The organism is Parvibaculum sedimenti (genome assembly GCF_009184905.1).
GTDB classification, from domain to species: Bacteria; Pseudomonadota; Alphaproteobacteria; order Parvibaculales; family Parvibaculaceae; genus Parvibaculum; species Parvibaculum sedimenti.
Genome location: NZ_WESC01000003.1, coordinates 238,764 through 259,282, shown reverse-complemented (window position 1 = coordinate 259,282; position 20,519 = coordinate 238,764). Strand labels below are relative to the sequence as shown.

19 protein-coding genes are annotated in these 20,519 nt (G+C 60.1%); 10 read left to right on the top strand and 9 right to left on the bottom strand.

Annotated features, from left to right (window positions below):
- Position 1: 1 nt before the first annotated feature.
- From F2P47_RS04805 to F2P47_RS04760, 10 genes are all read left to right on the top strand, one after another.
- Entirely contained in the window at positions 2-1,537 is a 1,536-nt protein-coding gene (locus F2P47_RS04805) for an ABC transporter ATP-binding protein (RefSeq protein WP_152215030.1), read from the top strand.
- Positions 1,527-2,609 (top strand): ABC transporter permease, encoded by a 1,083-nt coding sequence (locus F2P47_RS04800; protein ID WP_152215029.1) that lies wholly within the window; start codon positions 1,527-1,529, stop codon positions 2,607-2,609. The genes F2P47_RS04805 and F2P47_RS04800 overlap by 11 nt, the downstream gene beginning before the upstream one ends.
- A 17-nt stretch (positions 2,610-2,626) precedes the next feature.
- Positions 2,627-3,550 carry an ABC transporter permease gene (locus F2P47_RS04795; RefSeq protein WP_152215028.1) on the top strand — a complete coding sequence of 308 codons (924 nt, stop codon included), beginning with the start codon at positions 2,627-2,629 and terminating at the stop codon, positions 3,548-3,550.
- 115 nt (positions 3,551-3,665) lie between these two features.
- Entirely contained in the window at positions 3,666-4,754 is a 1,089-nt protein-coding gene (locus F2P47_RS04790; RefSeq protein WP_152215027.1) for a BMP family ABC transporter substrate-binding protein, read from the top strand.
- A 99-nt stretch (positions 4,755-4,853) separates the two neighbouring features.
- Complete coding sequence (locus F2P47_RS04785; protein WP_204886513.1) at positions 4,854-5,858, top strand: adenosine deaminase; 1,005 nt, start codon at positions 4,854-4,856, stop codon at positions 5,856-5,858.
- A gap of 228 nt (positions 5,859-6,086) precedes the next feature.
- Positions 6,087-7,211, top strand: coding sequence for a BMP family ABC transporter substrate-binding protein (locus tag F2P47_RS04780; protein WP_152215026.1), 1,125 nt, complete (start codon positions 6,087-6,089; stop codon positions 7,209-7,211).
- A 41-nt stretch (positions 7,212-7,252) separates the two neighbouring features.
- A complete protein-coding gene (locus tag F2P47_RS04775; protein ID WP_152215025.1) occupies positions 7,253-8,365 on the top strand; it encodes an ABC transporter permease in 1,113 nt (370 codons plus the stop codon).
- Positions 8,365-9,291 (top strand): ABC transporter permease, encoded by a 927-nt coding sequence (locus tag F2P47_RS04770; protein ID WP_152215024.1) that lies wholly within the window; start codon positions 8,365-8,367, stop codon positions 9,289-9,291. The genes F2P47_RS04775 and F2P47_RS04770 overlap by 1 nt, the downstream gene beginning before the upstream one ends.
- A gap of 9 nt (positions 9,292-9,300) precedes the next feature.
- Entirely contained in the window at positions 9,301-10,842 is a 1,542-nt protein-coding gene (locus F2P47_RS04765) for an ABC transporter ATP-binding protein (RefSeq protein ID WP_204886512.1), read from the top strand.
- A 20-nt stretch (positions 10,843-10,862) separates the two neighbouring features.
- Positions 10,863-11,579, top strand: a complete 717-nt coding sequence (locus F2P47_RS04760; protein ID WP_152215023.1) for a GntR family transcriptional regulator — start codon at positions 10,863-10,865, stop codon at positions 11,577-11,579.
- On the opposite strand, the gene biuH is transcribed toward F2P47_RS04760, so the two are convergent.
- The 9 genes from biuH to F2P47_RS04715 all read right to left on the bottom strand — a co-directional run bounded on the left by biuH (position 11,560) and on the right by F2P47_RS04715 (position 20,471).
- On the bottom strand, positions 11,560-12,243 hold the full coding sequence (biuH, locus tag F2P47_RS04755) for a biuret amidohydrolase (protein WP_152215022.1): 684 nt from the start codon (positions 12,241-12,243) through the stop codon (positions 11,560-11,562). The two genes, F2P47_RS04760 and biuH, sit on opposite strands and share 20 nt — an antisense overlap.
- Positions 12,244-12,307: 64 nt before the next feature.
- The gene (locus tag F2P47_RS04750; protein WP_152215021.1) at positions 12,308-12,979 is read right to left on the bottom strand and encodes a cysteine hydrolase family protein; all 672 of its coding nucleotides are present in this window, start codon (positions 12,977-12,979) and stop codon (positions 12,308-12,310) included.
- Positions 12,980-13,001: 22 nt separating this feature from the next.
- Positions 13,002-13,940 (bottom strand): ABC transporter permease, encoded by a 939-nt coding sequence (locus F2P47_RS04745; protein WP_152215020.1) that lies wholly within the window; start codon positions 13,938-13,940, stop codon positions 13,002-13,004.
- Between the two features lie 9 nt (positions 13,941-13,949).
- Positions 13,950-15,056 carry an ABC transporter permease gene (locus tag F2P47_RS04740; RefSeq protein ID WP_152215019.1) on the bottom strand — a complete coding sequence of 369 codons (1,107 nt, stop codon included), beginning with the start codon at positions 15,054-15,056 and terminating at the stop codon, positions 13,950-13,952.
- A complete protein-coding gene (locus F2P47_RS04735) occupies positions 15,049-16,554 on the bottom strand; it encodes an ABC transporter ATP-binding protein (protein ID WP_152215018.1) in 1,506 nt (501 codons plus the stop codon). Before F2P47_RS04735 ends, F2P47_RS04740 begins: the two co-directional genes overlap by 8 nt.
- Positions 16,555-16,620: 66 nt before the next feature.
- Entirely contained in the window at positions 16,621-17,718 is a 1,098-nt protein-coding gene (locus F2P47_RS04730; RefSeq protein ID WP_152215017.1) for a BMP family ABC transporter substrate-binding protein, read from the bottom strand.
- A gap of 98 nt (positions 17,719-17,816) precedes the next feature.
- A complete protein-coding gene (locus F2P47_RS04725; RefSeq protein WP_152215016.1) occupies positions 17,817-18,206 on the bottom strand; it encodes a VOC family protein in 390 nt (129 codons plus the stop codon).
- The gene (locus tag F2P47_RS04720; RefSeq protein ID WP_152215015.1) at positions 18,206-19,207 is read right to left on the bottom strand and encodes an isopenicillin N synthase family dioxygenase; all 1,002 of its coding nucleotides are present in this window, start codon (positions 19,205-19,207) and stop codon (positions 18,206-18,208) included. Before F2P47_RS04720 ends, F2P47_RS04725 begins: the two co-directional genes overlap by 1 nt.
- Before the next feature lie 259 nt (positions 19,208-19,466).
- Positions 19,467-20,471, bottom strand: a complete 1,005-nt coding sequence (locus F2P47_RS04715; protein WP_152215014.1) for an ABC transporter substrate-binding protein — start codon at positions 20,469-20,471, stop codon at positions 19,467-19,469.
- Between the last annotated feature and the right edge of the window lie 48 nt (positions 20,472-20,519).

Below are 20,519 nucleotides of genomic sequence, written 5' to 3'. Positions count from 1 at the left end.
CATGACCGACACGCCTTTGCTCAAACTGACCGGCATTGTGAAGCAATTTCCCGGCTGCCTCGCCAATGACCATGTCGATCTGACCGTCATGCCGGGCGAAATCCACGCGCTGCTCGGTGAAAACGGCGCGGGCAAGAGCACGCTGGTCAAGATCATCTATGGAGTTCTGCGGCCCGACGAAGGAGAAATCCTCTGGCAGGGCGAGGCGGTGTCGATCGCCAATCCCAATCATGCCCGTAAACTGGGCATCGGCATGGTCTTTCAGCACTTCTCGCTCTTCGAGGCGCTGACGGTGGCGGAAAACATCGCGCTCGGTCTCAGCGATCCGAAGGACCGTGAGGGGCTTCGAGAGCGCATCGTCGAAATCTCGACGAACTACGGACTCCCGCTCGATCCCGACCGCGCGGTTCATGACCTCTCTGTCGGCGAACGCCAGCGCATCGAAATCGTGCGCTGCCTCCTGCAGAGCCCGAAATTGCTTATCATGGACGAGCCGACTTCCGTGCTGACACCGCAGGAGGTCGAGAAACTTTTCGAGACGTTGCGCCGCCTCGCGAGCGAAGGCTGCTCGATCCTCTATATCAGCCACAAGCTCGAGGAAATTCGCGCGCTTTGCGAGAAGGCGACCATCATGCGCCTCGGCCGCGTCGTAGCGCATTGCGATCCGCGCGAGTCGACAGCGAGACAGCTTGCCGAACTCATGATCGGTACGGAACTCAAGCCGCCCTCAGCCATGCGCGCAGGCGCGATCGAGGGAACGCCTCGGCTCGAGGTCAACCGCCTGACGCTTGTGTCCGATCATCAGTTTGGAACGAGTCTTCGCGAAATTTCCTTCTCGGTTCGGGGCGGCGAAATTCTCGGCATCGGCGGTATCGCCGGAAATGGCCAGACCGAACTCATGGATGCTCTGTCGGGTGAGGTCTATGCGGGCAAGCCCCAGACGATTCTGATCGACGGTGTGCCCGCCGGGCATATGGGGCCGTCGCAGCGCCGTTCCGCTGGCGCGAGCTTCGTGCCGGAGGAGCGCAACGGCCACGGCGCTGTCTCCGCCATGACGCTTTCCGAAAATGCCTTTCTGTCGGGCCATATCCGGCACTCGCTGGCGCGGCTTGGCCTCATCGATCACGGCAAGACAACGGCGTTCGCGCAGGAAGTCATCAAGGTGTTCGACGTACGCACGGTGGGGCCAAAGGCAGAGGCGCGCGCTCTCTCTGGCGGCAATCTGCAGAAGTTTGTGATTGGCCGCGAGGTGCTCCAGAAGCCCAAGGTTCTCGTCGTCAGCCAGCCGACATGGGGCGTCGATGCGGGCGCGGCCGCAGCCATCCATCAGGCGATTATCGAGCTGGCGAATGAGGGCACCGCAGTCGTCCTCATCTCGCAGGACCTCGATGAGATTTTCGCTCTTTGCGACAACATTGCCGTGATCGCAGGCGGTCGCCTCTCCGCGCCCAAGCCCGTCAGTGCGACCAGCGTTTCGGAGATCGGAATTCTCATGGGCGGCATCAGCGATCCGGTCGGAGACAGTCATGCAGCTTAAGCTCGAACCACGCGGATTTCAGTCGAAGTTCTGGAGCTACGCTTCGCCCGTTCTCGCTATAGCGCTGACGATTGTCACGATGGGCGTCATCTTTCTGGTGCTCGGAAAAGATCCGGCCGTTTCCCTTTACACGTTCCTCATCGAACCCCTCGTTGCCGAGAATGGAGCGACGGAGCTGCTCGTCAAGGCCTCGCCGCTCATTCTCATGGGCGTCGGAATCTCGCTCGCCTATCGTGCGAATGTCTGGGACATCGGCGCGGAAGGGGAGTTTACAATCGGCGCGCTTTTCGGCGGTGGCGTCGGTCTTGCTTTTCCCGATCTACCTTTCGCGGTGCTCTTCCCGGCCATGCTCATCGCGGGCGTGATTGGCGGAATGTTTTGGGCGCTGATTGTTGCGCTGTTGCGCACACGCTTCAACGCGAACGAAATCCTGACGAGCCTGATGCTCACCTATATCGCGCAACTCATCCTTATCTATATGGTGACGGGCCCGTGGCGCGACCCCCAGGGCTTCGGCTTTCCGCAAACGGCCATGTTCTCCGCGAATGCGACCAATCCCACGATTATCGAGGGGACGCGTCTTCATCTTGGCATTTTCTTCGCGCTGGCCGCCGCCGCCGCTGGTTGGCTGCTGCTGACGCGTTCGCTTCTCGGCTTTCAGTTGCGCGTTCAAGGTTTCGCGCCACGCGCCGCGCGCTTTGCAGGCTTCAAGGAAAACAAGCTCGTGTGGACGGCGCTCGCTCTGACGGGCGGCCTTGCGGGCCTGGCCGGCACGCTCGAAGTCACCGGACCTATCGGCCAGCTCACGCCACAGATCTCGCCCGGCTACGGATACACGGCGATCATCGTTGCATTCCTCGGTCGTTTGCATCCGATCGGCGTTGTCTTTGCGGCATTGCTGCTCGGCCTTTCCTATCTCGGCGGTGAGGCCGCGCAGATCGAGCTCGCGTTGCCCAGTGCCGTTACGGGCATCTTCCAGGGCGTGTTGCTCTTCTATCTGCTCGGCTGCGACACGCTCATTCTCTATCGCCTTCGTATCCGGTCCTCGCGTCCGGCTGCCGTGCGCGCATAGAAGGGGACTGCGATTTCATGGACTTTCAGTACACCAGCTTCATTCTCAGCGTTGTCATCGCGTCGACACCATTGCTGCTCGCCGCCACGGGCGAACTTGTCGCGGAGCGTGCGGGCGTTCTCAATCTTGGCGTCGAAGGGATGATGCTGGTGGGCGCCATCGCTGCCTTCGCGGTCGCGGTGACGACGGGCAGTTCAACGCTCGGCATTCTGGCCGGTGTCGGGGCGGGCGTTCTGACCTCGCTCATCTTCGCTTTGCTGACACTCTCCTTTCTGTCCAATCAGGTAGCGACAGGCCTCGCGCTGACCATCTTTGGCACTGGCCTCAGTGCGTTGATCGGCAAGGCCTATGTCGGCATGGTGGTGGCGCGGCTACCGCAGATCCACATTCCCGGACTCTCGGACATCCCTTTCTTCGGTCCGGTCTTTTTCGGGCAGGATGTCCTCGTCTATGTGAGCTTCGCTCTCGTTGCTGCGGTCTACTGGTTTCTCTTCAGGACGCATGCGGGGTTGGTTCTGCGGGCGGTAGGCAACTCGCATGACGCGGCCCATGCCATCGGCTTCCCGGTTATCAAGATCCGCTATCTGGCAGTGATGTTCGGCGGAGGGATGTCCGGTCTTGCCGGCGCCTATATGGCGATCGCTTACAACACCAGTTGGTCGGAAGGCATGACGGCAGGACGCGGCTGGATCGCGCTGGCGCTTGTGGTCTTCGCGACATGGCGTCCGTTCTGGCTCGTCGTCGGCGCTTATCTCTTCGGCAGCATCATGTACCTGTCGCTCTATATTCAGGGTTTCGGTGTGCACATTCCTTCGCAGTTCATTTCGGCGCTGCCGTATGCGTCGACGGTTGTTGTGCTGGTCGCGATTTCCCGCGATCGCAAACGCATCAGGCTCAATGCTCCCGCCAGCCTCGGAAAGACTTTCCACGCGGCGGGATGACGAGATCGCCCGCAATGGGGGGCGAGTTAAGAGACCTTGGGGATCGCTCCAGGGGCAGTTTACGGACGGTCTTCAGGCTTTGAATGAGCCAGTAAATGACAAGGAGTCTGCTTCAATGATGAATCGTAGAAATTTCAACAAACTTCTGGGCGCCGGGCTTGTCGCCGCTGCGGCTCCGAAGATCGTCACGCCCGCGCTGGCGGATGACGTTCTCAAGGTTGGATTTGTTTATTTCGGCCCGGTCGGCGATTTCGGCTGGACCTACCAGCACGATGTGGGCCGTCAGGACATTGTCAAGAAGTTCGGCGACAAGGTCAAAACGACCTATGTCGAAAACGTGCCGGAGAGCGCGGACGCCGAGCGCGTCATCGCGAACCTCGCCGCCAAGGGACACAAGCTTATCTTCACGACGTCGTTCGGCTATATGGATCCAACGATCAAGGCCGCCAAGCGCTTTCCTAAGACCTACTTCGAGCATTGCGCCGGCTACAAGCTCGCCAGCAATGTAAGCGTCTACGAGGCGCGCTTTTACGAAGGCCGCTATGTGCAGGGCGTCATCGCCGGTATGATGTCGAAGACGGGTGTCGCGGGCTATATCGCCTCTATCCCCATTCCCGAAGTCATCATGGGCATGAACGCATTCCTGCTCGGTATGCGCAGCGTCAATCCGACGGCCAAGCTGAAGTTCATCATGGTCAACACCTGGTACGATCCGGGCAAGGAAGGCGACGCTGCCAAGGCGCTGATCGACCAGGGCTGCGATATCGTCACGCAGCACACGGATTCGACCGCGCCGCTTCAGGTCTATGCCCAGCGCGGCATCAAGGGCTTCGGTGAGGCGACGGACATGCTGAAGTTCGCGCCCACCGCCCAGCTCACGGCCTCGGTCAACAATTGGGGTCCCTATTACGTCAAGCGTGTGCAGGACGTTATCGACGGCACATGGAAGTCGGCGAACACCTGGGGCGGTCTCGCCTCCGGCATGCTGGAAATGGCGCCGTACCACAACATGCCCGACAACGTTGTCGCGGCGGCCAAGGCGACCGAAGAAGGCATCAAGAGCGGCAAGATCGTTATCTTCAAAGGCCCGCTCAAGGATCAGAAGGGCATTGCCAAGTCCACTGAGGGCGTCGTTCTCGATGATGGCAGCATATCGAGCATGGATTGGCTCGTCGAAGGCGTGGTCGGTGATCTGCCGAAGTAATTGAGCTGTCATCGGACAGTGAGATGGAGGGCCGCCCGCTTTGCTGAAGCGGCGCGGCCCTTCTTTTTTATCTCTGACGTTTGTATCGGGGAATGGCGCATGAATAGCGAAATGCATGGCTTCGTTGACGCTCTGCCCAAGGCTGAGTTGCACATCCATATAGAGGGGAGCTTCGAGCCGGAACTGATGTTCGGCATTGCCCGGCGCAATGAAATATCTTTGCCCTATGCGGATGTGGACGCCCTGCGCCGCGCCTATGCCTTCACGCGGCTTCAGGATTTTCTCGATCTCTATTATCAGGGCATGTCGGTTCTGCACACCGAGCAGGATTTTTATGATCTGGCGATAGCCTATTTCGAAAAGGCTGCTTCGCAGAATCTCCGTTACGCCGAGGTGTTTTTCGATCCGCAGGGGCATACGTCGCGGGGAGTTGCATTTTCGACAGTCATTGGCGGCCTTACGCGGGCCATAGCCGATGCAGAACTGCGCTTCGATCTGAGGGCGAAGCTCATCCTCTGTTTTCTGAGGCATCTCGATGAGGCGGACGCGGAGCGCACGCTTGACGAGGCATTGCCCTATCGCGAGAAGTTCGTCGGCATCGGCCTCGATTCATCCGAGATCGGCTTCCCTCCTTCGAAGTTCCGCAATGTTTTCCGCCGCGCGAGGGACGAGGGGTTCAAGATCGTCTGCCATGCAGGCGAGGAGGGGCCGCCCGAATATGTGTGGGAGGCGCTGGACATTCTCGGTGCCGACCGCATCGACCACGGAAATAGCGCGCTTCAGGACATGGATCTGGTCAGGCGGCTTGCCGCCGACAAGATGCCGCTGACGGTCTGCCCGCTGTCCAATTACAGGCTCTGTGGCGTTCCCGAGCTCAAGGTGCATCCCGCAAAGCGAATGCTGGATCTCGGCCTCTTCGTCACGATCAATTCCGACGATCCGGCCTATTTCGGCGGCTATGTCGGCGACAATTTCAAAGCCATCGCCGAGCATCTTCCGCTGTCTGCGGATGAACTTCGCATGATGGCTCGTAACGGCTTCCTTGCTGGCTTTATGGATGACGACGATCGGGCGCGATGCCTTGCTCTCTTCGCCGAGTGCTAGGCCGCGCACGGAAGCATCGTCTACAGATCTTGTTGAATTCGCATGCAATCGCTTGACGCGATGCATGGTTTTTGTGCGCGCGGTCAAGCCAGAGACCAGCGGCGTAAGCGCTCATCTTCATGAAAACAATGACTTGGACCAGGCGAAGAGCATGGCACGGCATTTGCTCTTGTATACAAGATTGGCTCCCATGAGGGGATTGCCGAAGGTGCTGAGGGGTAGGTCACCGTGTCGAACAAGCTCGAAATTTCACGTCGTTCTCTTCTTCTGTCGGGCGCCGTTGGCGCTGCAGGTCTCGCTGTATCGTCGCTTCCGTTCGGGCGGGCGCTTGCGGCAGGCTCCCTGTCGGTAGGCTTCATCTATGTCGGTCCGCGCGACGACTACGGCTACAACCAGGCGCATGCGCAGGGCGCGGTCGCGCTGAAGAAGCTTCCCGGTGTGAAGGTCACCGAGGAAGAGCGCGTTCCTGAGACCGTCGATGTCGAGAAGACCATGGAAAGCATGATCAATCTCGATGGTGCGAAGCTCATCTTCCCGACCTCGTTCGGCTATTTCGACCCCTATGTGCTGAAGCTCGCGAAGAAATATCCGGACGTCACGTTCATGCATTGCGGCGGCCTCTGGAAAGAGGGCGAGCCGGATAATGCACACAGCTATTTCGGCTATATCGACGAGGCCGAATATCTGTCGGGCATCGTGGCGGGTCACGCGACGAAGTCGAAGAAGCTCGGCTTCATCGCTGCGAAGCCCATTCCGCAGGTTCTGCGCAACATCAATGCCTTCACGCTCGGCGCTCGCTCGGTCGATCCCGCGATCACGACGCAGGTCATCTTCACTGGCGACTGGTCAATGCCGGTGAAAGAGGCCGAAGCAACGAACAGCATGGCCGATCAAGGTATCGACGTCGTGACCTGCCATGTGGACAGCCCCAAGGTCATCGTCGAGACGGCCGAAAAGCGCGGCATGTTCACGACCGGATATCACGCCAATCAGGCGGCGCTTGCGCCCAAAGGCTATCTCACCGGCGCCGAGTGGAACTGGGAAGCGCTCTATCCGTCCTTCGTCGCCGATGTGCTGGCGGGCACCACCATTCCGCATCTCGTTCGTGGCGGTCTGAAGGAAAAGATCGTCAAGACCTCGCCCTATGGCGCGATGGTGGGCGCAGCCGCGCGCAAGCAGGCAGATGCCGTGAAGGCCCAGTTGGAGGCCGGAACCTTCGTCATCTTCAAGGGACCGATCAAGGACAACAAGGGCAACACCGTGATCGCTGCCGGCGTCTCGCAGGGACAGACCGATATAGCGCTGGAATCGATGAGCTATCTCGTCGAAGGCGTCATCGGCTCGACTTCGTAAGGCCAGACTGAACCTGTGTTTGACGCCGGACGGGACCGAATATGAACAGTGATCTGGTATTGCGTTTTGGAGCCGGGGCGAAAGTCTTTGTCGTCTCTCTTTTCGCCATCGTGCTCAGCCTGATTGTCTTCGGCATCTTCGTTGTCCTGTCCGGCGTCAATCCTCTCGACGTCTATCGTCTGATGTATGTGGGGGCCTTTGGCTCCTGGTTCTCGTGGCAGAATACGCTGCTGCGTTCCGCACCTTTACTGCTGACGGCCTTGTGTACCGCGCTTCCGGCGCAGATGGGCATGGTCATCATCGGGGGCGAGGGGGCATTCGTGCTGGGCGGTCTTGCCGCTGCCGCAGCCGGCCTCCTCCTTTCCGACATGAGTGTGCCTGCGCTGATCGTGCAGGGCGCGATGGCGATTGCGGGCATGTGCGCCGGTGGTGCCGTCATCGCGAGCGCGGGCGCGCTCCGCCATTTGCGCGGTGTCAATGAAACGATCTCGAGTCTTCTGCTTTCCTATATCTGCATTGCTGTCCTCAACCAGATGGTCGAGGGGCCGATGCGCGATCCGACGAGCCTCAACAAGCCCTCCACCCGCGCGCTGCCGGACTGGGCCATGCTCGGCAATATTCCTGGCATGGATATTCACGTGGGCCTGATCTTCGGTCTGCTCTTCTGCCTTGCCACTTATATGCTGATGTTCCACACCACCTTTGGCTTCGCGGCCCGTATGGTCGGTGGCAATGTCAGGGCGGCGCGCATGGCGGGCCTTCCGGTCGGGCGCCTCATCCTCATCGTGACGTTCCTCGGGGGTGCCGCTGCCGGGCTCGGCGGCATGGTGGAGGTTGCGGCGGTTCAGGGACGCGCCAATGCGACCATCGCGTCGGGCTATGGGCTCACTGGCATTCTCGTCGCTTTCCTCGCCCGCCAGAATCCGCTGATCGTCATACCGGTCGCCATTCTTCTCGGCGGCATTGACGCAAGCGGCGGTCTTCTGCAGCGAAGGCTCGACATGCCAGATGCAAGTGTCGTCGTTCTGCAGGGCATCATCTTCGTCATTCTGCTCGCGAGCGAGAGCGTGCAGGAAGGCATCAATCTTCCGGGCTGGTTCCGGGGCATCAAGCCGCGGTCGAGCGCAGTCGCCGTTGCTGAAGGAGCCGAGTGATGGACGAAACCTCTATCGGCTGGTGGGGCGTGCCGCTCGCCATTTTCGCGGGTGCCATCCGCATCTCCACGCCCTTCCTCTTTGTCAGCCTCGGCGAAATGGTGACGGAGAAAAGCGGACGCATCAATCTGGGTCTTGAAGGCACGCTGATCATGGGCGCGATGAGCGCCTATGGTATTGCCTATCTCACGGGTTCGCCCTGGCTCGGCGTGCTTGTTGCCGGGCTGGTTGGCACCATCTTCGGCATGCTGCATGCGGGCATTTGCAGCCTGCCCAAGGTCAATGACATCGCCGTCGGCATCGCGCTGATGCTTTTCGGAACGGGCCTTGCCTTCTACCTTGGAAAGCCGCTGGTGCAACCGCAGGCGCCGAACCTTCCGTCGTTCAATTTCGGCTGGTGGAGCGATCTGCAGCAGGTTCAGTCGGCGCTGAAGATCAATGCTCTCTTCATCATCGGCGTCGTGCTCGCGCCCGTTTTCCTCTGGGCGCTGCGCAATACGCGCTGGGGTCTCATTCTGCGCATCGTTGGCGACAGTTCAGACGCGGCACGCGCCATGGGTTACTCGCCGCTTGCGGTCCGTCTTGTAGCGACTGCCTTCGGTGGCTTCATGGCGGGCGTTGGCGGTTCCTTCCTTTCGCTTTATTACCCTGGTAGTTGGAACGAAGGGCTTTCGAGCGGGCAGGGCATCACAGCGGTGGCGCTGGTTATCTTTGCACGCTGGAACCCGATGAATTGCCTCTGGGCGTCTCTTCTCTTTGGCGGCGCGAGTGCGCTGGGGCCCGCACTGCAATCGGTTGGCGTGACACAAGGATATTATCTGTTCAATGCCGCTCCCTATGTACTCACCTTGCTCATTCTTATTCTCTCGTCTTCGTCGCACCGGCACATTGCCGGAGCGCCCGGCGAACTCAGCGTAACGCGGTAGGAGACGCCCATGACGAGTTCGCTGATGCATGAGCCTGTTCCACCGCAAAAGGCGGTGAAGCTCGAAGTCGTCGACATGGGCAAGAGATTCGGCGGCATTGCAGCGTTGGCCGGCGTATCGATGCGGGTTGAGGCCGGTTCCGTTCACGCCCTGCTTGGCGAGAACGGTGCGGGCAAGTCCACGCTCGTCAAATGCATCATGGGCTTCTACACGCCGGACACAGGTGCTGTGATGGTCAATGACAAGGAGGTCGAAACAGACAATCCACGCCAGGCACACATGCTCGGTATCGGGATGGTCTATCAGCATTTCACGCTCGTTCCTTCGATGACAGTGCTTGAGAACCTCGTCATGGGGCGCTCGCATGTGCCTGCCCTGATCGACTGGAAGAAGGAGCGCGCGGATCTATCGAATTTTGTGAATAGCATGCCCTTTTCGGTGCCGCTGGATCTGCCGGTGGCGAGTCTCGCAGCGGGCGAGAAGCAGAAGGCGGAAATCCTCAAGCAGCTCTATCTCAATGTGCGGCTTCTTATTCTCGATGAACCGACCTCTGTACTGACGCCGCAGGAGGCGGACGAAATTCTGGGCCTCGTTCGCGGCATGGCTCACGCGGGCGATATCACCGTTCTCATCATCACGCACAAATTTCGCGAAGTTCTCGCCTATGCCGACGAGGTTTCCGTGCTGCGCCGTGGACAATATGTCGGCGGTGGCAAGGTGGCCGACCTCACCGTCGACGCGATGGCGAGGATGATGATCGGCGAGCGTGAAATTGCGCCGGCTGCGGCGCGCACCGAGCAAGCGCCGGGGGCGATTTGCCTTCAGGTGCGCGGCCTGACGGCGGATGACGAAAATGGCGATGCCGCCGTCAACGGCGTCGATCTCGACGTTGCCGCCGGCGAGATTGTCGGCATAGCGGGCGTCTCCGGCAATGGGCAGAGCGAGCTCGTGGAGGTTCTGGCGGGCCAGAGGCCGCCGACGGGTGGCGCCATCATGGTGCGGGGCGACGCCTATCACGCGACGCGGACGGAAATGTTGCGTCACAAGCTTGCGCTTCTTCCCGAAGAGCCGTTGCACAATGCCTGCGTCGGACGCATGAGCGTTGCCGAGAACATGGCTTTTCGCAACTTCGACCAGCCGCCTTTCTCGAAAGGTGTCTGGCTCAGCAAGTCGCGGATGAGGGCGGAGGCGCGCGGGCTTATCGAGCGCTATCGCGTGAAGACCTCATCGCCAGATGCGGCAATCGCGACCCTTTCCGGCGGCAACGTGCAGCGCGCGGTGCTGGCGCGCGAGCTCGGCGGCGATGTCGATGTGTTGATCGCCGCAAATCCGGTGTTTGGTCTGGATTTTGCCGCTGTGGCCGATATTCACGGACAGATCGTGGAAGCGCGAAATCGCGGTGCGGCGGTGCTGCTCGTCAGCGAAGACCTTGACGAATTGCTTGAGCTCTCGGATCGTATCCTCGTCATGTTCGATGGCAAGATTGTCTATGAGACGCCGATCGCGCAAGCGGATCGCACGAATATAGGACGTAGTATGGCCGGCCACTAGGCCGCGTCTAAGAGAGTATCATGCTTACCAAAAAGGCCAATCAAGCGGCGGAAACGGTTTATCTCCAGATCAAGGCCGACATCTTTGATTTTCGACTCTTGCCTGGAGACCGGTTCACCGAGACCGAATTGGCCGAGCGCTATGGCGTCTCGCGGACGCCGGTACGGGATGCGCTCTATCGGCTCCGCCATGAAGGCTATGTAGAGGTCGAGTTCCGAAGCGGATGGCATATCCGGCCCTTCGACTTCGTGCGTTTCGATGAGCTCTATGATTTGCGCATCATCATAGAATGCGCAGCTGTCGAGCGCATCTGCCAGCTGGACGAGCCCGACATCCTGAAAGAACTCAAGGAGAAATGGCTGGTTCCGTCATCGGAGCGAGAACAGGATGCACGCAAGGTAGCGGCTCTGGACGAGGCGTTTCACACCACGTTGGTGAAGGCGGCGGGCAATACTGAGATGGCGCGCATTCACGGCGATATCACGGAGAAAATCCGCATCATAAGGCGTCTCGACTTCCTCAACGCGCGCCGCGTCGATGTGACCTATGAAGAGCATGCCAAGGTGTTGAGATTGATTACGCGGCGCAAGGTGACAGAGGCGCAGATCCTGCTGCGGGCGCATATCACCGAGAGCAGAATGGAAGTGCGCAAGATCACGCTGCACATGCTGCATGAGGCCCGCGCCCAGGCCGGGCGCGGAGCCGGCGACGTGAAACTCAGGGCAGAACCGCGATAAGGTCGTCGGCGGTCGAGACCGAGCCGAAGACGCCGCCCTGCATTTTTACCATCTTGATGGCGTGTTCGTGGTTGGAGCGATCAGTTGCGCCGCAACAATCTTCGAGGATCACGCATTCGAATCCGCGATCGTTCGCTTCGCGCATCGTGGTGTGAACGCAGACATCAGTCGTGATGCCGGTCAGCACGATGTTGGTGATGCCGCGAATGCGCAGGATGAGCTCGAGATCTGTCGCGCAGAAAGAGCCCTTGCCCGGCTTGTCGATGATCGGCTCTCCGGGAAGGGGGCTGAGTTCGGGAATGATTTCCCAGCCCGGTTCGCCGCGCACCAATATGCGCCCACAGGGGCCTGCGTCGCCAATGCCGGCACCGATCTGGCGCGAACGCCATTGCTTGTTCGCGGGGAGGTCGGAAAGGTCAGGCTTATGCCCCTCGCGCGTATGGATGATGTGGTAGCCCTTGGTTCGCATGGCGGCGAGAATGCGGGAGATCGGCTTGATCGGCGCGCGCGTGAGGCCGAGGTCGTACCCCATCTTGTCGACATAGCCACCATCGCCGCAGAAATCGGTCTGCATGTCGATGATGATGAGTGCCGTATTTTGAGGCGTCAGATTGCCGTCAAAAGGCCAGGGATAGGGATCGGCTTTCGCAAAAGTCTTGGGCATGCGGGACTCCGGTGCTGTCGTTCCAATCTTGTATGCAAGATTGGTGCAAAACAGAGTGACGCTCTCAGGTCCTCCAGGCGGCGAGGAGATCGGCGCTGTCCATCACCAGGCCGAGATGGAGCGAAACGATCTTGAGAGCCGCATCCTCCATCTCGTCATTGGTGCCACGAACGAGATCGCGAAGTACGACGACGCGATAATTGTGGTTGCTCGCATCGAATGAGGAGTTGAGGACGCAGCAATCCGTGAAGCCGCCATCGAAGATCACGGTTTCGATGCGCATGTTGCGGAGCAGGAAATCGAGATCGGTTGGATAGAAGGCCGAGAGACGCTTCTTGGTCTCGACGATGAGGTCGCCTTCCGCGACTTCGGTGACGAAGTTCGTCCAGCGCGTACCCTCAATCGCATGTTCATCGGCATTGGGGATGTCGCCCACATATAGCGGGAAGGTGCGGCGCCACGCGGATGGGATTCCATTTATGTCATCGACGCCGCCTTTGCGGAGTACACTGCGGATGTGGATGATCGGAACGCCGAGTGCGCGGGCGGCGCGGTGAAACTTGTTGAGGGGCTCCACGATATCGCGGGCGCGTGGTGTAGGGCAGGGACAGTCGGGCGTATCCGCCAGATGACCCTCATGCATGTCGATCGATATGACGGCCGTATTCTTTCGGCTGACATAATCTTCGAAGCCTTCCGGCAACTCGCGCTTCGAGCCATAGACATAGGCCTGCATATCGATTTCCTTCGCGTGAGACTTAGCGGCGTTCTTCGCGCACGTGCGGTTGGCCGAGAGCGCCCGGCTCGTCAGTGGCGCCGCCGCGCTTCGACCATGCGACCCAGATCATCACGCCGAGCGTCACGACATAGGGGAGCATGAGCATGAAATATTGCGGCACCTTGATGCCCGCTGCCGCGATGCGCGGCATGGCGCTTTCGATGGCGCCGAAGAGAAGCGCGCCGAGAAGCGCACGCCAGGGGCGCCAGCGCGCGAAGATGACGAGAGCGAGCGCGATCCAGCCGCGGCCCGCCGTCACTCCGTCGACCCAGATTTTCGTGCTGGCGACCGAAATATAGGCGCCCGCAAGGCCGACCAGCGCGGAACCAGCCATCACAGTCAGGAAACGATAGGCGGTGACGTTGATGCCCGCGGCGTCCGACGCTTCCGGACTTTCGCCAACGGCGCGCAGGCGCAGGCCCACCATGCTGCGCGTCAGCACCCGGTTAACGAGGTAGAAGATCGGGATGATAAGGAAGACGATCAGGTCCTGACTGAAGAAGATGTGGCCGATCACGGGAATTTCAGAAAGCGGCCAGACGTCTATTCGCCCGATGCCGGTGATGGGCTGGTTTTTCCATTCGAAGAGGTTGCCGAGAAGCGCCGTCAGCCCCTGACAAAAGAAGACCATGGCGAGACCAGCAATCACCTGATTGACGCGCAGGAGAACAGTCATGGTTGCAAAGAGCGTGGAGACTAAAGAGGCCATGATCATTGCGATGATGATCGCGAGCTGCGGATAGCCGCCCATGGTCAGTGTGGCGCCGACGCCCGAAAGTGCGCCGACGAGCATGATGCCCTCGGCCGTGAGATTGAGAACGCCCGCCCGCTCACAGAGGATGAGGCCCAGTGCCGCCAGCGCGTAGGGGGCGGCGTAGCCCGGCGTATTCGCAATCCAGTTGATGAAGAGTTCGTTCACCTCAGGCCCTCAACGAACGATGTGAATGCGGTGACGGATCAGAAACTCCGACGCGGCGACGCATATGACGATGATTGCCTGCACGAGCTGAACCATGGCGAAGGGGATCTGGTAGAAAACCTGAAGGCTCTGGCCGGAGATGAAGAGCATGGAGACGAGCATCGCCACGATCACGGCGACGATGGGATTGTTGCGCGACAGGAAGGCAATGAGGATGCCCGAGAAGAGATAGCCGTCCGAGAAGTTCTGAATCAGGCGGCCTTCCTGTCCCGAAGCAACGACGAAGCCCGCAATACCCGCGAGAGCGCCAGAAAGCAGAACGGATACAAGCGTGATGCGGGCGACGGGAATACCAACCGCGCCTGCCACCTTGTCGCTGGCCTGCACGAACTTCATGTAGAAGCCGAAGCGAGTGAAGCTGACGAGCCACCAGACGCCGAGCGCGGTGATGAGGGCAAGCGGCAGCGCACCGCTAAAGCTGAAGAAATCCGGCAGGCGTTCGAAATCCGCATATTTCGGCGAATGGGGAAAGCCGTCCGTCGCATCGCGCCACGGTCCGTAGAGAAGGTGATAGAGAAAATTCAACGCGACATAGTTCATGAGTAGCGTCGAGATGATCTCATTGACCGCGAGCTTGAGCTTGAGCTGGCCCGCGATGGCCACCCAGGCCATAGCGCAGGCAGCGGCGGCAAAGATCATGATTGGCAAGCGAAGCGCTTCCGGGCCGATGTGGTGGATCGAGATGAATGTGGCGCCAATGCCGCCCCAGATCATCTGGCCTTCGAGTCCGAGATTCCAGAAGCGCGCGCGAAAGGCGACAGAGGCGCTGAGGCCCACAAGGATGAAGGGCGCGCCCTGAAACAGCACGGAACGCAGATTGTCGCTGTCGGTGAGCGTTTCGACGAGGAACTGGTCGATCAGATCGCCGGCGGGAACGCCCGCCCAGATGAGGATGATGGCCGAAATGCCAATGCCCAGCGCGATGAAGCCCGCGAGGTAAGCCGCCTGCCACCATGGCGAGATATCGCGACGGACTTCGAGATTGAAGCGTATTCCGTGCAAGCGGCGCTTGGACGTGGCGGGATTTGGAACTGTCGAAATTGCGTCCTCAGACATGACCCACCATGGCGCGTCCTACTTGTTGCCGGTCGGCCGGCGCATCGAATTCGGCGACGAGACGTCCATGCGTCATCACACCGATTCGGTCGGAAAGGGCGAGCGCCTCATCGAGGTCCTCGCTGATCAGGATCACTGCGGCACCCGCTTCTCGCGCCGACATCAGGCGCGAATGGACGGCAGCGGTTGCTCTGGCATCAAGGCCGCGGCTCGGACTATGCGCCACGATGACATTGGGCGAGCGGCTGAACTCGCGCGCGATGACGAGCTTCTGTGCATTGCCGCCGGAGAGGAGCGCAGCCTTCTGCGACAGGGTACGAACGCCCTGCACGTCGAAGGCGCCGATGGCCTCTTCCGCATCTTTTTTCATCGCGCTCTGACGAAGATGTGCCCAGGAGCCATAACGACCGGTGCCGACGCCGCCTACGGCGAAGTTCTCGGTGATCGAGAGGCTGCCCGCAAGTGCATAGCTGTAGCGATCAGCGGGGATAAAGGCGGCACCGAGGGCGCGCATTCTGGCCGGGCTCGCGGCGGAGACGGCTTCGCCCGCATCCTCGATCTGGATCAAGCCGCTTTCCGGGGTGCGAACGCCCATCAACGCTTCGGCGAGCTCGCTTTGTCCATTTCCGCTGACGCCGGCGATGCCGTAGATCTCGCCCGCGCGGACATAAAAGCTCGCATCTTCGAGCGCGATATGCCCGTCGGCGCGTGTGCAACGCAGATTGATGACCTCAATGCGGCGGCGCCCGAAATGGCCAGGCGTGCGGGCAGGGAGGGGGAGGCTGGCGCCGACGGTAAGCTCGGTCAGCTCGTCCGTCGTTTTGGTAGAGGGATCGATTGTCGCGACAGTCTTTCCGCCGCGCATAACCGTAACGCGATCGGCGAATTTCTTTACGTCGGCGAGTTTGTGGGTGACGAGAATGATTGCCGCGCCCTGAGCTGCGATGCCGCGCACCGTCGTCAGCAACGTCTCGGCTTCCTGATCGGTCAGAACGGCGGTCGGCTCGTCGAGAATGAGAATGCGCGCGCCGCCGACGAGCACCTTCAGGATTTCGGTGCGCTGCTGCTCGGCTACCGAAAGCTCACCCACGCGGCGCGTGGGGTCGATGTTGAAGCCGAGTGCATCGGAGCGCCGGCGGATTTCATCGGAGATTTCGCGGATGCCTTTGGCGAAGCTCCGGCGCGGGTTTGCGAGAAGAATATTTTCGGCGACCGTGAAGGGCTTCACCAGTTTGAAATGCTGATGGACCATACCGATGCCGCGCGCGCTGGCCTCGCTGGGGCCGGCGAGCGAAACCTCCGCGCCATCGATCAGCATTTGTCCGGCGTCAGGCGTGTAGAGGCCGCAAGCGACGTTCATCAGCGAGGATTTGCCGGCGCCGTTTTCGCCGAGCAGCGCATGGACCTCGCCTGCATAGGCAGAGAAATGAGCATCGTCCAGCGCAACAAAACCGTCGAAGGTCTTTCTGATATCGACAAGGTCGAGCGCTGGAGTCATGAAGAGAACCTCGGTTACAGAGATCAGGGACGCGAAGCGTGAGGCTTCGCGTCCCGGCTGCGTGGCTTACTTCTGCGTGATGACGCCCGGTACGTACCAATCCATCTTCCAGAGGCCGGCATCGTCCAGCACCTTGCCCGCAGACACTTGCTCCTTGCCGTTCACGTCGACGATCGGACCCGCATAGATTTCCTTGCCGTCGATGAGCGCCTGACGTTCTGCCATGACCTTCGTCACGACATCGGCGGGAACGAGATTCTTGTTCAGGATGATGTCGGTCGGACCTTCCTTGATGGTCGGGAAGGCGCCATAGGGATTGGGCTTCCAGCCGCCCGCCATGATCTTCTTGATCTCAGGTGTCAGGTAGCGGTCCCAGTACCAGACCGATGAGCAGAGCGTCGCCTTGGGGGCGAACTCGCTGAGGTCGCGGTGATGGCCCGTGCCGTAGACGCCGCGCTCCTGTGCGACGATCTGAGGGGTGGGCGTGTCGACATGCTGGCCGATCACATCGGCGCCGCCGTCGATAAGCGCTTCGGCCGCCGCGCGTTCCTTGACCGGGTCGGCCCAGGTGCCGATGAAGATCGCGGTCGTCGTGGCCTTCGGGTTCGAGAGCTTGGCACCCATTTCGAAGCCGTTCACCGTCCAGTTCACGACGCCATAGGGGTTGGCTCCGACGAAGCCGAGCTTGCCGGTCTTCGACATCGCACCGGCAACCATGCCGCAGAGATACTGGCTCTCATAGGTGCGGCCGTAGAAGGCCTGAAGGTTCGGGCCGTTGGTCGTGCCAGAGCCATTCAGGAAGGCGACGTCCGGATATTTTTTCGACAGGGCGAGGAACGTGTCGGAATAGCCGAAGGCCGTTCCAATAATGATATTATAGCCCTTCTTGATGAACTTCTCGACGGGAGGCGTGATCTTTGCCGCGTTCTCGTCGACATTTTCGACATAGGCGATCTTCATGCCCAGGTCTTTTTCCATGCGCTCGCGCGCTTCTTCAAAGGCCTGTGTCCAGCCGCCGTCGTTCTTCGCGCCATACATGATGATTGCGATTTTCGGCTTGGCCTTCAGCGAAAAGCCGGCGTCATCCGCGAAGGCGGAACCGCTCATCATGCCGACCGCAACGGTTGCCACCGCCGCGATCTTCAGCCACCAGTTTGATCTCATCGAATAACCCTCTTTCTATGGGAACGACATCAGGTCTCTTAGCGGCTACGCCCCCCATTGTCGGACCCAGGCGTAGGTTTCGGATTTTGTCGGGCGCGTTATTCCAGCATCTTGTTGATGCGGAACACGTTGCCTTCGGGATCAAGCAGCACCGCCTGATACCAGTTGTAGTAGGTCTTGTAGGGTTCCTTGATCAGCGTCGCGCCTTTGGAGAGAGCGACCGGAACCATGCGGTCAACTTCTTCCGGCGTATCGACGTCGATATTCAGAAGGAACTTGATGCCTTTCGTATCCGCATAGTCGCTGAGCTTCAGCAGCTCATAGGCGTCGAGCGCATTGAAGCCGATGGCGCTCTTGCCAGTCGCGACGCCGCGGAAGATCGGCGAACGGATCGCTTCGATCTCGGTGAAGCCGAAAACGTCCATGTAGAAGTTCGAAAGGGCAATGATGTCCTTCGCGAAGATATTGACGTAGGAGAGTTCGGCCATCACGCAGCCTCGACGGAGGTTTGCTTGACGAACTTGCTCTTCAGATGGTCACCGGAGCTGATCGGCGCATATTTGATCGGGCGATTTTCGTCGTGGCAGCTATCAAGGCAGGTCACCATCGCGTCGTAGTTCGGCTGATGGAAGAAGACGAGCGAGATGCGGCGGCTGCCGAGTGCCTTGTCGCGCGGCGGATTGACGACCCGGTGCATGGTGGATTTCCAGGTGTCGTTGGTCCACTGCATCATCAGGTCGCCGATATTGACGACGAAGGCGCCGGGAACGGGCTTCGCCGGTACCCACTCTCCATCGTCGTTGAGCACTTCAAGGCCGCCGGGCGCCTCTTCCTGACGGACGATGGTGAGGCTGCCATAGTCGGAATGTGCGCCTGCGCGCATCTGGCCGGGTTCGGGCGGCGTATTCTGATCGGGATAGTTCAACGCGCGAAGCATGCTGATGTGCTTGTCGATCTTGTCCTCGAAGAAATCTTCAGGAAGGTCGAGCGCCATGGCGAACATGGCCATGAGCTGGGCCGAAAGGTTCTCCATGGCGTGGAAATATTCGGTCCAGACAGGCTTCAGCAACGAAGGCGAAGCAGGCCAGACATTCGGCGCGAAATGGGGCCCGGCCTCCGGACCGGTGTAATAGGGGGCGCCCGCCGGCACATTGGTCGGCCCGATGGAAAAGGATTCTTTCAGATCGGGCGGGGTCTTGTCGTCGAGACTATAGGCGAGGCCTTCGCCCATCAGGGGGCTGTAGCCACGCACCTGATCGGGGCTCGGGCGCTCGACCTTCATCTTCTCTTCCTCGGGAAGGTCGAAAAAGGCTTTTGCCGTGTCGTAGGTCTGCTGGATGAGGGCCTCAGGAACCCCGTGCCCCGTGATTACGAGGAAGCCGATATCGCGGCAAGCGCGCCCCACTTCGGCTGCGACCTTCTGCTTGCCCGCAGGCGTTCCCTTGAGGAAGGGCGAAATGTCGATTACAGGCACTGCTTTGAGTGTCATCGCGCTCATCCGTCTTTGTTCGTTGCGTCGTCGTGGAATTCGTCAGAATCCTGACCAATTGGTCAGGCTTGTTCTTCAAGTCCCGTGCCATTTCGACGAAGCCGGTGGATGGCCGTTTTTCGGCAAAGGCCCTAGCGATTCGACGGATTATTGAGCAGTTAATGCATACAAATGCGGCGGAGTGCTTTTGGGAGGCCGGGCATGAAAAAACGGCGGGGTTTCCCCCGCCGTCGATGGGTCGCCGAAGGCTGGCTGCCCTCTATTTCATCGCCGCCTCGTATATGGCGTGCGTATAGGCGCCTTCGGGCTTCTTGGTGATGACCGGGTCGGACTTCGTCGACAACAGGATCGAGACGGTGCGCTCGTAATCCGCAGGCTCGAGATAGCCGAGCTTCGTGTCGCCCAGGAGCTTTGCCACTTCGGCCATCATGCGCTTCTGGTGCTTTTCGGTCTGGGCGCCGGTTGTATCGTTGTCGAGCACGATCATTGACGCCTCGTCCGGATGCGCCTTTGCCCATTCCCAGCCCTTGATGGAGGCTTTGACAAAGCGGGCGAGCTTGTCGGCATAGGCCTTGTCGGCGAGCTTCTTGCCGTTGGCATAGAGCCCGTCCTCGAGCATGCCCACGCCCTCATCCGAATATTTGAAGATGACGAGATCGGACGGTTTGAAACCCGCGTCGATGACCTGCCAATACTCATTATAGGTCATGGTCGAGATGCAATCGGCCTGCTTCTGGATGATGGGATCGACATTGAAGCCCTGCTTCAGAACCTTCACACCCTTGGCGCTGCCATCGGTCGGGATGCCAAGCTTCGCCATCCAGGCGAGGAAGGGATATTCATTGCCGAAGAACCAGACGCCAAGCGTGTGACCCGGAAAGTCCTTGGGAGACTTGATCCCGCTTGTCGCTGCGCAGGTCAGTTCCATGCCTGATTTCTGGAAAGTCTGCGAGATGTTGACGAGGGGCACGCCCTTCTCGCGGGCCGCGAGTGCTGCGGGCATCCAGTCGACGATGACGTCGGCACCGCCGGCGGCGAGCACCTGTTCAGGCGCGATGTCCGGGCCGCCCGGCTTGATGGTGACATCGAGATCGGCGTCCTTGTAAAAGCCCTTGTCCTTGGCGACGTAGTAGCCCGCGAACTGTGCCTGCGTGACCCATTTGAGCTGCAAGGTCACGGCGTCGGCAGCCTGGGCGCCGGTCGCGCCGAGCGACCCAAGCAGCGCTGCCCCCAGCATCGCTCCGTAAATTGCCCTCAACTTCATGCAATTACTCCTCTGTGTTGCCCCTTGAGACTCTGCCTCGGGGAAAGA